Origin of the sequence: Geothrix sp., assembly GCF_049292215.1 — a bacterium.
Classification (GTDB): Bacteria; Acidobacteriota; Holophagae; order Holophagales; family Holophagaceae; genus Geothrix.
Map to the genome: position 1 here is coordinate 1 of NZ_JBATQW010000047.1, position 13,751 is coordinate 13,751.

11 protein-coding genes are annotated in these 13,751 nt (G+C 68.3%); 7 read left to right on the forward strand and 4 right to left on the reverse strand.

Annotated features, from left to right (window positions below; translation table 11 throughout):
- Positions 1-201, reverse strand: a 201-nt coding sequence (locus tag WAS25_RS08150; protein WP_422311025.1) for an FAD-dependent oxidoreductase, incomplete at its 3' end; no start/stop codon positions are given.
- Positions 202-779: 578 nt separating this feature from the next.
- Between WAS25_RS08150 and WAS25_RS08155 the strand changes: the two genes are divergently transcribed.
- The 4 genes from WAS25_RS08155 (at position 780) to WAS25_RS08170 (ending at position 7,168) form a co-directional block, all read left to right on the forward strand.
- Complete coding sequence (locus WAS25_RS08155) at positions 780-2,162, forward strand: TolC family protein (protein ID WP_422311026.1); 1,383 nt, start codon at positions 780-782, stop codon at positions 2,160-2,162.
- A gap of 10 nt (positions 2,163-2,172) precedes the next feature.
- Positions 2,173-3,501 carry an efflux RND transporter periplasmic adaptor subunit gene (locus WAS25_RS08160; protein WP_422311027.1) on the forward strand — a complete coding sequence of 443 codons (1,329 nt, stop codon included), beginning with the start codon at positions 2,173-2,175 and terminating at the stop codon, positions 3,499-3,501.
- Positions 3,502-3,510: 9 nt separating this feature from the next.
- Positions 3,511-6,813, forward strand: a complete 3,303-nt coding sequence (locus tag WAS25_RS08165; RefSeq protein ID WP_422311028.1) for an efflux RND transporter permease subunit — start codon at positions 3,511-3,513, stop codon at positions 6,811-6,813.
- A gap of 115 nt (positions 6,814-6,928) precedes the next feature.
- The gene (locus WAS25_RS08170) at positions 6,929-7,168 is read left to right on the forward strand and encodes a hypothetical protein (RefSeq protein ID WP_422311029.1); all 240 of its coding nucleotides are present in this window, start codon (positions 6,929-6,931) and stop codon (positions 7,166-7,168) included.
- A gap of 60 nt (positions 7,169-7,228) precedes the next feature.
- Here WAS25_RS08170 and WAS25_RS08175 read toward each other — a convergent pair whose 3' ends face one another.
- The 3 genes from WAS25_RS08175 to WAS25_RS08185 form a co-directional block, all read right to left on the reverse strand.
- Positions 7,229-8,359, reverse strand: coding sequence for a hypothetical protein (locus WAS25_RS08175; RefSeq protein ID WP_422311030.1), 1,131 nt, complete (start codon positions 8,357-8,359; stop codon positions 7,229-7,231).
- A 71-nt stretch (positions 8,360-8,430) separates the two neighbouring features.
- Complete coding sequence (locus WAS25_RS08180) at positions 8,431-9,090, reverse strand: NUDIX domain-containing protein (protein ID WP_422311031.1); 660 nt, start codon at positions 9,088-9,090, stop codon at positions 8,431-8,433.
- The gene (locus tag WAS25_RS08185; protein WP_422311032.1) at positions 9,087-11,312 is read right to left on the reverse strand and encodes a RelA/SpoT family protein; all 2,226 of its coding nucleotides are present in this window, start codon (positions 11,310-11,312) and stop codon (positions 9,087-9,089) included. The genes WAS25_RS08180 and WAS25_RS08185 overlap by 4 nt, the downstream gene beginning before the upstream one ends.
- Positions 11,313-11,370: 58 nt before the next feature.
- Between WAS25_RS08185 and WAS25_RS08190 the strand changes: the two genes are divergently transcribed.
- From WAS25_RS08190 to WAS25_RS08200, 3 genes are all read left to right on the forward strand, one after another.
- Complete coding sequence (locus tag WAS25_RS08190; protein ID WP_422311033.1) at positions 11,371-12,231, forward strand: tRNA1(Val) (adenine(37)-N6)-methyltransferase; 861 nt, start codon at positions 11,371-11,373, stop codon at positions 12,229-12,231.
- A gap of 72 nt (positions 12,232-12,303) precedes the next feature.
- Entirely contained in the window at positions 12,304-13,071 is a 768-nt protein-coding gene (locus tag WAS25_RS08195; protein ID WP_422311034.1) for a motility protein A, read from the forward strand.
- Complete coding sequence (locus tag WAS25_RS08200; protein WP_422311035.1) at positions 13,064-13,750, forward strand: OmpA/MotB family protein; 687 nt, start codon at positions 13,064-13,066, stop codon at positions 13,748-13,750. Before WAS25_RS08195 ends, WAS25_RS08200 begins: the two co-directional genes overlap by 8 nt.
- Position 13,751: the final 1 nt, after the last annotated feature.

Here is a 13,751-nt window from a genome sequence, read left to right on the forward strand (position 1 = left end):
GGCCAGGGCCGTGTGCTCGTCCCGCCCCGTGAGGGCACGGGCCACGGCGGCGTTGTGGCCGCTGGCATAGGTGCCGGGCTGATCCTCGCGGTCCAGGAGCACGATCCCCGGCTGGCCGGCCCCGGCCAGGTGGCAGGCGAGGCCGAGTCCCGCGATGCCGCCTCCGATGATCACAACCTCTGCCGTTTCAACCGTGCCCATTACTCCATCCTAGCGCCGACGGCCGTCCCACCTGCTTTTTGGAGGACCACAGCCGGCCTCCCCTGTGACCCCGGTCAAGGGTTCCGTGTTGCCACAGGGGTGGCGGGCCTATGATGGGAGGCATCCAGAGGTTCCTCCGTGCGGTCGATCCTGCGCGCCATCCTTGCCGTCGTGCTGCTCCTGGGCGGCGGGGCGGGGGACTGGGCGCCGGCACAGGCGCACCACTCCTGTTGCTGCGGCATGCCCAGCGGCGTCGAGGACAGCTGCCCCTGCCCGAAGCCGGAAGGCAACCGGGGTCCCTCGCGCTCCCTCTGCAGCGAACGCGGAACGGTCGTCGCCACGGTGGCCGTGCGCCGCACGCAGGCCGAGCCCCGCTCCGAAGCGCGGCCGGAACCGGCGGCGTGGACGCGTGCCAGCCAGACACTGACCTCCGAGGGTATCCCGGCGCCTGCCCGTGGGCGCGACCCCGACCTGGTCCGGCACTTGGCCCGACTGCAGACCTTCCGGATCTGATCGGGAGCTGAGCGAAGCCCTGCCTGTCCGTGGACAGGCCCGTTCTCTCTGCTTCCGGAGCTCCCATGCGCACGCTGCTGCGCCTGGTTCCGGCCCTGGTGCTCGCCGCACCGGGCCTGGCCCAGGTCCCCCCTGCTGAATCCCCGACCCCCGATCCCGTCCTGGCGGCCCTCCTGCGCGAGGCGCTCGCGGTCCATCCCGATGTGCAGCGGGCAGACGCCTCCCTGCGGATGGAGCAGGAGCGCGTTCCCCAGGCCGGCGTCCTGCCCGATCCGAGCCTATCGCTGGGTCTCCAGAACGACGGCTTCAAGCGCCTGGAGGTGGGCCGCATGGAGACCAGCTTCTACAGCGTGGCCTTCACCCAGCCACTGCCCTGGCCCAGGAAGCGTGGCCTGCGCAAGGAGGTCGCCGCCATCGGCGTGGCCTTGTCCGAAGCCACCCGCTCCCGCGTCCAGCTTGGGCTGGAGTCCGATGTGCGCCGCGGCTATGCGGCTCTGCTATTGATCCGCGGCCAGAAGCGGCTCCTCGACCAGCAGGCCGTGCTCCTCGAGCAGGCGGAACAGCTGGTCCGCACGCGCTACGAGGTGGGGCAGGGCAGCCAGGTGGACCTGCTCCGCGCCCAGCTGGAGCGCACGCGGCTCCAGCAGTCGGTCTGGAGCATGGACACCGAGGAGAAGACCGTTCTCGCGGGGCTCAACCGCCTGCGGCAGCACGATCCCACCGATCCCATCCCCACCACGGCGCAGCTCGGGGACCTGCCGGATCCCGAGCTCCCGACGCCCGAGGCCATCGAGGGCCTGAGCCCCGAGCTGGCGGGCGGGCGGGCCGGCGTCAAGCAGACCGAGAAGCTGCTGGACCTGGCGCGGCTGGACCGGCGCCCGGACTTCGCGGTCACCGCCGGGCTCATGCCCCGAGGCGGCCTGGATCCCATGTGGCAGGTGGGCGTGAGCATCTCGCTACCGATCTATGGGCGCCACAAGCAACAGCGCGCGGTGGCCGAGCACGAGCACCACCGGCAAGGGCAGGGCGCCGAGGTGGAATCGGTGCGCACCCTGCTGCGCCTCCGCACCGAGGAGCGGACCCTGCAGATCCAGCTGCTGCGTCGCACCCGCGACCTCTACCGCGATGGCCTGCTGGTGCAGAGCGAGGCCAGCTTCCGGGCGGCCATGGCCCAGGTGGAAGCGGGCCGTGGCGCCTTCCTCAGCGCCCTGGAGGCCCTCAACGGCTGGATCGGCGACCAGGGCGCCCACCTGCAGACCCTGGCTCAGTTGCAGGCCCAGCACATCGCCCTGCGGGAGGCCGCCCTCGGCCCCACGGTTCCCATCAATGGCGGCTCCCTGGCCTCAGTGGGCCTCTCCTCCGGCGCCGCTGCGCCGGCCGCCTCGAAATCCACTGCCAAGGTTCAGGGCAAGGCCCAGGACAGCGGCCCCGCCTCCATGAAGATGTAGGAGCTTACCCATGACCCTCGACCAGCCCCCTTTTGAGCAGCCAACGCCTCCGCGTCCTGCGCGCCTCCGCACCCTCGGCCTCGTTGCCTTGGGTCTCATCGCCGGCATCGGCGGCACCCTGCTGCTGCGGCCGGCGCCAAAGCCCGACCATGAGGCTGCCGCTGCCGCGCCCAAGAAGCAGATGTTCCAGTGCCCCATGCACCTGCAGATCATCCAGGACCACCCGGGTTCCTGCCCCATCTGCGGCATGGACCTGGTGCCCATGGAGGAGGTGGGCGCCAGCGGCTCGGCCGTCGAGGGCCACGCGGCCATCACCATCGACCCTGCCCGTCAGCAGCTCATCGGCCTGCGCACCGAGATTGTGGCCGAGGCCGCCGTGAGCGGGGAGCTCCGCGCCCTGGGCCGGGTGGCGGTGGACGAGACCCGGGTCCGCAAGGTGACCGTGAAGGTGGAGGGCTTCGTCGAGAACCTGTTCGTGGACTTCGTCGGCAAGCCCGTGGCCAAGGGCCAGCCCCTGTTCAGCTTCTACAGCCCCGAGTTTGTCGCCGCCCAGCGGGAGTACCTGCTGGCGCTTAAGACCCAGAAGGCCCTGGCCGGCGGGACGCTGCAGGTCAGTGGGGGCGATCTGCTGGAGGCCGCGCGGCGCCGGCTGTCGCTGTGGGATGTGCCCAAGGAGGCCATTGAGAACCTGGAGAAGACCGGGGAGGTGCTGCGCTCCCTCACGCTGCGCAGCCCCATCTCCGGGGTGGTGACGGTGAAGAACGTGGCGGAGGGCGCCCGCATCACTCCCGCAGACATCCCCTTCGAGATCACGGACCTCAGCCGCGTCTGGGTGCTGGTGGACATCTACGAGGCGGAGCTGGCCCGCGCCAAGGTGGGCCTGCCCGCCGACCTGATGGTCGAGGCCTCGCCCGGCAAGACCTTCAAGGGGCGGATCGTGTTCGTGGACCCGGTCATGGATCCCAAGACCCGCACGGCCAAGGCCCGCGTGGAGTTTGCCAATCCGGCCGGTGAGCTCAAGCCCGAGATGTTCGGTGATGTACTGCTCAAGGGGCCGGGCCGCAAGGGTCTGGTCGTGCCCCTGGACGCGGTGCTGGATGCCGGCACCGCCAAGGTGGTCTTCGTGGCCCTGGGCGAGGGCAAGTTCGAGCCTCGGGAAGTGACCACCGGCACCACCATTGGCGAAAAGGTGGAGATCCGGTCGGGCCTGCAGGCCGGCGACGCCGTGGTGGTCCGCGCCAACTTCCTGGTGGACTCTGAGTCCCGCCTCAAGGCCGTCCTGGCCCAGATGAGTCAGAAGGGGGATTCGAATCCCGTGCCTTCTGAGCACAGGCACTAGGGGGCCGGCATGAGCGGACACGCGCACTACGACCCCGAGCACCCGACCTTCCTCCAGCGGATCATCCGCTTCTCGGCGGAGAACCGCTGGCTGGTCATGGCCGCCTCGGCGGTGCTGATCGCCATGTCCTTCTGGACCATGCGGAACATCCCCATGGACGCCCTGCCGGACCTCAGCGACACGCAGGTGATCATCTACTCCAAGTGGGACCGCAGCCCGGACTTGGTGGAGGACCAGGTCACCTACCCCATCGTCACGAGTCTGCTCGGCGCCCCCAAGGTGAAGGCCGTGCGCGGCCTCTCGGACTTCGGCTTCTCCTACGTCTATGTGATCTTCGAGGACGGCACGGACATCTACTGGGCCCGCAGCCGGACGCTGGAATACCTCAGCAAGATCACCTCCACCCTGCCAGCCGGCGTGCAGACTTCGCTGGGGCCCGACGCCAGCTCCGTGGGCTGGGTGTATCAGTACGCCCTGGTGGATCGCACGGGCAAGCACAGCACGGATGAGCTGCGGTCCCTGCAGGACTGGTTCCTGCGCTACGCCATCCAGAGCACGCCCGGCGTGGCCGAGGTGGCCACCGTGGGCGGCCAGGCCAAGCAGTTCCAGGTGGCGCTCAACCCCAACAAGATGGCCGCCTACCGGGTGCCCATCGAATCCGTCATCGGGGCAGTCAAGGCGGCCAACTCGGAAGCGGGCGGCCGCTTGGTGGAATACAGCGGACGCGAGTACATGGTGCGGGGACGGGGCTACGTGAAGACCGCCCAGGACCTGGAGCAGGCGGTGCTCAAGGCGGAGAACGGCACCCCCGTGCGGCTGGGCGACGTGGCCACCGTGAGCCTGGGCCCCGAGATGCGGCGGGGCCTCACGGACCTGGACGGCCAGGGCGACGCCGTGAGCGGCATCGTGGTCATGCGCCAGGGCGAGAACGCCCTGAACGTGATCGAGCGGGTCAAGGCGAAGCTCAACGAGTTAAAGCTGGGCCTGCCGGCGGGCGTGGAGGTGGTCACCGTCTACGACCGCTCCGAGCTGATCCACAAGGCCATCGAGACCGTGAAGCACAAGCTCATCGAGGAGATGGTCGTGGTCTCGATCATCATCCTGATTTTCCTCTGGCACGTGCCCTCGGCCATCGTGCCCATCGTGACGATCCCCGTGAGCGTGGGCCTAGCCTTCATCCCGCTCTACGGCATCGGCCAGAACGCGAACCTCATGAGCCTGGCGGGCATCGCCATCTCCATCGGCGTGCTCGTGGACGGCGCCATCGTCGAGGTGGAGAACGCATACAAGAAGATCGAGAAATGGATCGAGGCCGGGAAGCCAGGAAGCTTCTACCAGGTTCGGTTGGAAGCCTTGATGGAGGTCGGCCCCTCGGTGTTCTTCTCCCTGCTGGTGGTGGCGGTGAGCTTCATGCCCATCTTCACCCTGCTGGACCAGGAGGGCCGGCTCTTCAAGCCGCTGGCCTATTCCAAGAACCTGGCCATGGGCATCGCCGCGCTGCTGGCGCTGACCCTGGATCCTGCCATGCGCATGTGCTTCGCCCGGGTGGAGCCCTTCAGCTTCAAGCCGAGGTGGCTGGCCTGGACCGCCACCCAGGTGGTCGTCGGCAAGTACTACGCCGAGGAAAAGCATCCCATCAGCGTCTTCCTGCACCGGATCTACGAAAGGCCCTGCCGCTTCGTGGTGCGGCACGCCAAGGCCACCATCGCCTTTGCCTTCCTCTTGGTGTTGGGCACCATCCCGGCTTTCGTCGCGCTCGGCAGCGAGTTCATGCCGCCCCTGAACGAGGGGACCCTGCTCTACATGCCCTCGACCCTGCCAGGCCTCAGCCAGACCGAGGCCCAGCGCATCCTCCAGGTGCAGGACCGCCTGATCCGAACCGTGCCCGAGGTGGCCCGCGTCTTCGGCAAGGCGGGCCGGGCCGACACGGCCACGGACCCGGCGCCCTTCTCCATGATGGAGACCGTGATCGTCCTCAAGCCCGAGGACCAGTGGCGCGAGCAGCCCCGCTGGTACAGTTCCTGGGCTCCGGACTTCCTAAAAGGTATCCTGCGCCCCCTGTGGCGGGACCGCATCACCCAGGAGGACATCGTCGCGGACCTGGACCGGGTGGTGCGCCTCCCGGCCATCCCCAACGCCTGGACCATGCCCATCAAGGCCCGGCTGGACATGCTCAGCACCGGCATCCGCACGCCCGTGGGCCTCAAGATCAACGGAGCCGACCTGGAGACCATCCAGAAGGTGGCCGTGGACGCCGAGCGCATCCTCCAGGGCGTGGTGGGCACCCGCAGCGCCTTCGCCGAGCGCACGGCCCAGGGCTACTTTCTGGATTTCGTGCTGAAGCGGGAGGCACTGGCCCGCTACGGCCTCAGCGTGGAGCAGGCCAACATGCTGGTGATGACGGCCATCGGGGGCGACAACCAGAGCACGGTCTTCGACGGGCGGGCCCGGTACCCCGTGAACGTCCGCTACGCCCGCGACTACCGGGAGAGCCCCGACGCCCTGAGGCGGGTGCTTATCCCCGCGCCGGGCGGCGCCCTGATCCCCATGGAGGCCATCGCGGACCTGAAGTGGGTGAACGGGCCGGCCATGATCCGGGACGAGAACGGCCAGATGAACGGCTACGTGCTGGTGGACTTCGACACGTCGAAGATCGACGTGGGCACCTACGTGCAGCACGCCAAGGCCGCCGTGGAGAAGGACCTGAAGCTGCCCGCTGGCTACAGCCTCACCTGGTCGGGCCAGTACGAGAACATGATCCGCGTGAAGGAGCGGCTGAAGGTCATCCTGCCCATCACGCTGGTGCTCATCTTCGGCCTGCTCTACGCAAACACCAAGAGCGCCTTCAAGGCCTCCGTGGTGATGCTGGCGGTGCCCTTCAGCGCCATCGGCGCCTTCTGGCTGCTCTGGGCCCTGGGCTACAACATGAGCATCGCCGTGTGGGTGGGTCTCATCGCCCTCATGGGCCTCGATGCCGAGACTGGTGTCTTCATGCTGCTCTTCCTGGACCTCAGCCATGACGAGGCCCAGAAGGAGGGCCGCCTGAACACTGAAGGCGACCTGGTGGAGGCCATCATCCACGGGGCCGTGAAGCGCGTGCGGCCCAAGGCCATGACCGTCTTTGCCGCCTTCATGGGCCTGCTGCCCATCATGTGGAGCACCGGCACCGGTGCTGACGTCATGAAGCGCATCGCGGCGCCCATGGTGGGCGGCCTGGCCACCAGCTTCCTGCTGGAGCTGCTGGTGTATCCCGCGATCTATTTCCTATGGAAGCGGCGCTCCCTTCCGGGAGCTACTCAGGCTTCGGCCTAAGCCTGAGGTGGAAAGCACCCCTGGACGGGAGGTGGCCGCCAGAAGGGCCACCCGACTGGCCTGCGACAAACGGTCGCAGGCCGGTCGGCTACACTGGAGACCTCCAGGAGGCCCCATGCTGCACACCGCGTTCCTCTCCCTCGCCCTGCTGGCCGCACCGGCGGCTGAGAAGGCGAAGCCCGCCACCAACACCATCGATCCCGTCTGCAACATGACCGTGGACGCCAAGGCCACCACAGCAGTGGTGCGCGGCCAGGAATACCGCGTGTGCAGCAAGCACTGCGGCGCGGCCATGCAGAAGGACCCGGACAAGTACCTCGAGAAGGACGGAACCGTCAAAACCAAGAAGAAGTAGCGACCGGCCCTTACATCCAGAGCGCCCGGCGGACCGGGCGCTCTGGTTTTCCGAGAGGGTTCAGTCCGTGACCGCGAAGACCACGCGGTCATTGCGGAGGCGCTCGGCATCCAGGATGCGGACCCTGGCGCTGGTGCGGTCCTCGGAGATCACCACGGCGTAGTGGCGGTCCTTCTCCAGGGACCCGGGGATGACGCTCACCTTGCTGAGGGTCTTCAGGCCCAGGTCAGCGGCCTTGATGGTGACCTCGGGATTGGGGCCATCCAGGGCGAGGTCCTTGTCGAACTTCGCGGCCACGGCCTTGGGGCCCATGCGATCCTTGGCGAAGACGGGCACCACGATGACGCCGTCCTCCTCCAGCTGCTTCCGTCGGCCCACCAGGTAGTGCATCGAGTTGAGCTTCGACTTCTGGGTCTGGCTCAGGGTGCTGAGCTCATTCACCTGGGACATCAGCGTGGTCTTCTCCGAGCGAAGCGCATCGACCTCCTCCTGCACCTTCACCCGCTGGGCCACCAGGCTCTCCACCTCGTCGGCGAGGCCGTGGGCGATGAGCATGGTGTCCTCCTTGTCGCGCACCAGGGCCGCCCGCTGGGTGCGGACGTATTCGGAAGGGCTGACCGTGGCCTTGCCCTGGGTGACGGTGGTGAGGTAGGTGCCATCCACGTACTGGTGGTAGACCTGCCAGCCCGGCTGCAGCTCCTCCATCAGGTTGGCGCGAGCGGCCACCTCCTTGGCCTTGTCCTCGCCAAGCCCGCGGCCCTTCAGGTAGCGCACGGCCATGGCGAAGTGGTTGTCCTTCTCGCCAGCCACCTGGGGCTTGGGCAGGTCGGCCCGCAGCTTGGCGACCTTGGCGTTCAGCTCGCCGATCTGTTTGTCCCGGTCCAAGATCTCCTGGAGCAGGGCGGCGACGCCGTTGTCCTTCTCCGCCTTGACCCGGGTCTCGAGCAGCGACCGCTGGGCCTCGCTGAGCTGGACGCTGGCGCCAGGCTGGACCCCGGCCTTGGCCATGGCCTCGGACTGGGCCTTGGCGACGCCCTGGGCCTGGCTCTCGGCCTTTTCCGCCTCGGTCACCTTCTTGACCAGATCCTTGGTCTCGGCCTCCGCTCCGGATTTCCGGTCACAGCCCAGGGTGAGGGCAAGGGGGATCGCGGCGAGCATGGCACCGAGGGCGAGGGAACGCAGCAAACGCATCGGGGACTCCTTTCGGGCAGAGGGCATGGAAACAGGACCCAGGGTGAACCCAGTTGGGGAGGGACGCCAGCCTATTTGGGGCCAGCCGTCCGGTCCGGGACACCGGCCAGCACGTCCAGCCAGGCCTTGAGGACGAAAGCCGTGGCACCCCAGAGCGGCGCCTGGGGCAGTTCCAGGCGGGGAACTTCCAGGGACAGGCCGTGGCGCTCGAAGCGCTCGTGGGTCCAGGGGGCCGCCAGGAGCGGCGCCAGGGGGAGCAGGAGCACCTGCTCGAGTTCCCGGTCCAGGCGGAAGCGGGGCTCGGGCGCCTCCCAGCGGAAGAACACCGGCGTGAACCGCACCCGGGCCTTGGCGACGCCATCCGGGAAGCAGCCCAGCTCCCAGAGGCCCTCCCTCACATCGAGTTCTTCGGCCACCTCCCGGCGTGCTGTGCCCGGCAGATCCCGGTCCCTGGGCTCCACCATGCCCCCGGGGAACGCGACCTCGCCTGGATGGTGGGGGGCGCCGAAGCCGCGCTGAACCAATACCAGCTTGCGGGCGCCCTCGGCGTCGCCCCACAGGATCACCCCCACCGCCGCCCGCCGTGGATCTTCGGGGATGCGGGGGCTCAGCTTGTGGGGATCCGTGCCGAGCTGCGGGACCCGCAGGCTCTCGGCGATGCGGGACCAGGGCACGGGCGGCGCGGTATCCGGGGGGCGCCAGGTCGGGGCTTTCCCCTCCTGGGCAGTCATTTCACCTTCCCGAACACCGACCCCTTCACGCGCTCCACGGTGTAGACGCCGCGGATGCGGCGCAGGCCGGACATCAGCTCCACGAGGTGGGCCCGGTCCCGTACGCGCAGGGCGATGTGGAAGAGGCCGGCACCCTCCTCCGTCGCCGAGCCGTGGAAGCGCTGGACGTTGATGCCCATGCGCTGGATGCCTTCGGAGATGGCCGCCACCATGCCGGGCCGGTCCTCGGTGGTGAGGGTGATCTCGGTGTCATAGAGCTCGGTGCCGTGCTTGCCCCAGGCCACGTTGACCCGGCGCTCGGGATGCAGGGTGCCGGTGTTCAGTTGGGCGCAGTCCGCCTTGTGGATGGCCGTGCCCCGGGAGCGGGTGATGTAGCCCACCACCTCGTCCCCCCAGATGGGCTTGCAGCAGGCGGCCAGGGTGTAGAGGATGCCCGTGGTGTCGCCCACCACCACCGAGTCCATGAGGTTGGAGGTGTTCTCCTTGGGCTTGGCCCGCTCGGGCTCCGGCACCAGGGGCTCGATGAGCTTGTGCACCGTGATGCGGCCGAAGCCCAGGGCGGCGTAGACCGCATCCCAGTTGGCCAACTTCAGCTCGGCGATGCGGGCCTCGAGCTTGGCCTGGGCCTCGGGCTCGTCCAGGCGCACGCCCATGGCGCGGGCCTCCCGCTCGAGGCGCTCCTTGCCTAGGGTGATGGCATGGGCCCGTTCCTCTTCGCGGATGAAGGCCTGGATGCGACTCTTGGCACCCGCCGACTTCACGAACCCGAGCCAGTCGCGGCTGGGCTTGTGGTCAGGCCGGGTGAGGATCTCCACCCGGTCGCCGTTCTGGAGCGTGTGCTTGAGCGGCACGATGCGACCGTTCACCTTGGCGCCCACGCAGCGGTGGCCCACCTGTGTGTGGATGGCGTAGGCAAAGTCCACTGGCGTGCTGTTCTCGACCAGGCTGCGGAGGTCGCCCTTGGGCGTGAACACCTGGATGCGGTTGAAGGTCAGCTCGCCACGCAGGTTGGCCACCAGGTCGCGGCTGTCCTGGGCGTCCTGGTGCAGCTCCACCATCTTGCGGAGGAAGGACACCTGGTTGATCTCGGAGCGGTTGGCGATGCGGCCGTCCTTGTAGGTCCAGTGGCTGGCGATGCCCGCCTCGGCGTGCAGGTGCATCTCCTCGGTGCGGATCTGCACCTCGAAGATGTCGCCGGAGTTCATGAGCACGCTGGTGTGGATGCTCTGGTAGCCGTTCTCCTTGGGGAGGCTGATGTAGTCCTTGAACTTGCCGGGGACGGGCTTGTAGAGGCCGTGCACCAAGCCCAGGGCCGTGTAGCAGCTGGCGCGGTCGGGGCAGATGATGCGGTAGGCCAGCCAGTCGTGGATGTCGTCGAAGCCCTTGGCCTGGGCGCCCATCTTCTTCCAGATGCCATAGAGGTGCTTGATGCGACCATTGACCTGGGCCGCGATGCCCTGCTGCCGCAGGATGGCCTGCAGCGACCCGTGGATCTCCTGGATGGTGGCCGACTGCTTGGCCCGCCGCCCTTCCACCGCCCGCAACAGGTCGCCGTACTGCTCGGGTTCGAGCTGGCGGAAGGCCAGGTCCTCCAGCTCCAGCCGGACCAGGCCCATGCCCAGGCGGTTGGCGAGGGGGGCGTAGAGCTCCAGGGTCTCGCGGGAGATGCGCCGCCGCTTCTCCTCCTCCATGACGCCCAGGGTCTTCATGTTATGCAGGCGGTCCGCCAGCTTCACGAGGAGCACCCGCACGTCCTTGCCCATGGCCACCAGGAGCTTGCGGACATTCTCGGCGTTGAGCAGGTGCCGGTCCGTGAAGGCCAGCTTGCTCATCTTGGTGAGGCCGTCCACGATCTCGGAGATCTCCTCTCCAAACTGGGCCTTCACCTGCACCTGGGTCATGAGGGTGTCTTCGACCACATCGTGCAGCATGCCGCAGGCCACGCTCACGGCGTCCAGGCGCCAGTCGGCCAGACTCTGGGCCACGGCCAGGGGGTGGAAGAAGTAAGGCTCCCCACTCTTGCGGATCTGGGTGGCGTGCATGTCCCGGCCCACGGTGAAGGCCCGGTGGAGCAGGGCGACGTCGCCGTTGGGATGGTGCTGGAGAAAGGCCGCCTTGACCCGGTCGAAGGCCCCTTCCAGGGTCAGGCAGACCTCGTCGCCGCAAGCCGACCCTGCCCCCTCGCGGAGGACGGGTTCCGGGGCCTTCCCAGACACAGCCATGTGTGAGTGTCGCGCAGGTTCCCTTTAGGATCCAGGCGGTTTATCCCACACTCGAAGGATGACCCGCCGAACTGCCCCCAGCGATGGACCCAGCTTCAAGGGCTGGACGCGCCCCGGTCCCGTCCCACCGGGTGGGGTGGATCTGGAGTCGGGCGAGACGCTGGACGGCCTCTGCGGCCACTGGCGCATCTTCCAGCTGGAGAAGGGCAACCGCTTCAGTACGGATGACCTCGTGACCGCCTGGTACGGCACCACCTGGTGCCCCCGCGCCGAGCGCATCGCGGACCTGGGCTCGGGCATCGGCAGCGTGGCACTGCTGGCGGCGTGGCGTTGTCCCGGTGCCGTGGTGCACACGGTGGAGGCCCAGGAGGAGAGCCTGCGCCTGGCAAAGAAGAGCCTCCGCACCAACGGCCAGGAACACCGCATCTTCCCCCGGCTGGGTGACCTGCGCGATCCGGACCTGTTCAGCGACCAGGCCCCCTTCGACCTGATCACGGGCACGCCGCCCTACTGGCCGGAGGGCCACCGGCTGCCGGCCGCCCATGCCCAGTCCGTGCCGGCCCGCCTCGAGGTGCGGGGCGGCATCGCCGACTACGCCCAGGCTGCGGCGCGCCTACTGGCCCCGGGCGGGGTCTTCGCCTGCGTGTTCCCCAATGACCAGCGGGAGCGGGCCCTGGCGGCGCTGCGGGAGGCCGGGCTGCTCTGCCTTCATCGTCGCGAAATCGTCTTCAAGGCGGGCGAGCCCTACGGCCTGGACGTGTTCGCTGCCGCCCGGCGCCAAGACCTGCCGGAGGACTTCGAGGCACGGGCCGGATGTCCCGAGGTCGAGGCCCCGATCCTCATCCGCCGGGCCGATGGCTCCGTGGCGCCGGACATCGCCCGGGTCCGGCTGGCCCTGGGGTTCCCGCCGGGAATCTAACCCAGGGCATGGACTTTGCCATTTCTGGGCCATGGGGCACTCTCTGCCGATGAGTCCCCCGAGGGTAGTTCCATGGATCGTGGCAGTTTCCTGGGTGTGTTGCTGGGCGTGCTCCTGCTGGCGGTGGCCATCGGGCTCGGGCCCAATCCGCGGATTTTCTTCCATCCGGCCAGCACTGTGGTGGTGGTAGGCGGCGTGATCGCGGCGACGATGATCCGCTTCCCTCTGGAGCACGTGAGCTACGCCTTCTCCATTGCCAGCCGTGCCTTCTTCACCCGGCCGCCAGGCACCCAGGCCCTCGTGGCTCAGATCGTGGGCCTGTCCCAGCGGGCGCGGCGCGAAGGGCTATTGAACATGGAAAAGGCCATGGACGTGGAGGGCTTCCTGGCCAAGGGCCTCCGCATGGTGGTGGATCAGGCTGGTCGGGACCACATTCACGCGGTGCTGGCTGCCGAGTTGCGGTCCACCCAGGACCGGCACCTTCAAGGTCAGGAGATTTTCCGTTTCATTGCCCTCAGCGCCCCCTCCTTCGGCATGGTGGGCACCCTCATCGGCATGGTGCAGCTGTTTGCCAGCATCAAGGACCCCTCCAGCGTTGGCGAGGCCATGGCCCTGACGCTGCTGTCCACCCTCTACGGCGCGGTCATCGCCTACCTCCTGGCCATCCCTATCGCCGGGAAATTGGAGCTGCGCAGCAAGGAGGAACTCCAGCTCAAGCACATCATGATGGAGGGCGTGCTGGGCATCGAGGCGGAGATGCATCCCGCGGCCCTGGAAGCCCAGCTGAATGCCTTCCTGGCGCCCAAGGAGCGGAACCCGGATCGGCGGGCCCGTGGGTAACCTCGCCCCGATGCGCTTCGCCCGCCGCAAGGCGGACCTGGAGTCGCTGTGGCTGGTTACCTTCGCGGACCTGATGGTCCAGCTCATGGCCTTCTTCGCACTGCTCTACTCCTTCTCTGTCGCGGACCAGACCAAACTCCAGCAGGCCGTGACCTCCATACAGAAAGCCCTCGGGGTCGACCCGAAAGCCCCGGTGAAGTGGTCCGGCGACGGCATCCTGCCAGGCTCCCAGGGGATGGACCCCACCAAGGCCGAGGACCTGGAGAAGCTTCTCAACGCCGCGCAGGTCAGCGAAGGCAGGGACAAGGGGACTCGCCTACGCTTCGTGAGCTTCCGGGGTTCCCTGATCTTCGATGAGGGCAGCAGCACGCTGACCTCGGGAAGCGATGTCATCCTGACGCGCCTCTCTGAGCTGGCGCTGAGGTATCCGGGCTTCACCCTCGTCTGCGAGGGCCATGCGGCCCCGGGCGAGCGGGGCAAGGGCAGCGATGCCCTGGACCTGAGCTCCCAGCGGGCCATGGCCGCCCAACGCTACCTGACGGGTATCGGCCTGCCGCCCGCGCAGCTGACCTCCGAGGCCCACGGCGACAGTCGCCCGGAAGGCCTGGGCCAAACCGCCGAAGGCCGCGCCCTCGAGCGCCGGGTGACCTTCCGATTCCAGCGGGTGGCGGAGCGATAGG

Excerpts from the sequence above, each read along its gene's own strand:
- WAS25_RS08185 (WP_422311032.1), bottom strand. The coding sequence starts at position 11,312 with ATGGCTGTGTCTGGGAAGGCCCCGGAACCCGTCCTCCGCGAGGGGGCA.
- WAS25_RS08180 (WP_422311031.1), bottom strand. The coding sequence starts at position 9,090 with ATGACTGCCCAGGAGGGGAAAGCCCCGACCTGGCGCCCCCCGGATACC.
- WAS25_RS08195 (WP_422311034.1), top strand. The coding sequence starts at position 12,304 with ATGGATCGTGGCAGTTTCCTGGGTGTGTTGCTGGGCGTGCTCCTGCTG.
- WAS25_RS08175 (WP_422311030.1), bottom strand. The coding sequence starts at position 8,359 with ATGCGTTTGCTGCGTTCCCTCGCCCTCGGTGCCATGCTCGCCGCGATC.
- WAS25_RS08165 (WP_422311028.1), top strand. The coding sequence starts at position 3,511 with ATGAGCGGACACGCGCACTACGACCCCGAGCACCCGACCTTCCTCCAG.
- WAS25_RS08155 (WP_422311026.1), top strand. The coding sequence starts at position 780 with ATGCGCACGCTGCTGCGCCTGGTTCCGGCCCTGGTGCTCGCCGCACCG.
- WAS25_RS08170 (WP_422311029.1), top strand. The coding sequence starts at position 6,929 with ATGCTGCACACCGCGTTCCTCTCCCTCGCCCTGCTGGCCGCACCGGCG.
- WAS25_RS08160 (WP_422311027.1), top strand. The coding sequence starts at position 2,173 with ATGACCCTCGACCAGCCCCCTTTTGAGCAGCCAACGCCTCCGCGTCCT.
- WAS25_RS08190 (WP_422311033.1), top strand. The coding sequence starts at position 11,371 with ATGACCCGCCGAACTGCCCCCAGCGATGGACCCAGCTTCAAGGGCTGG.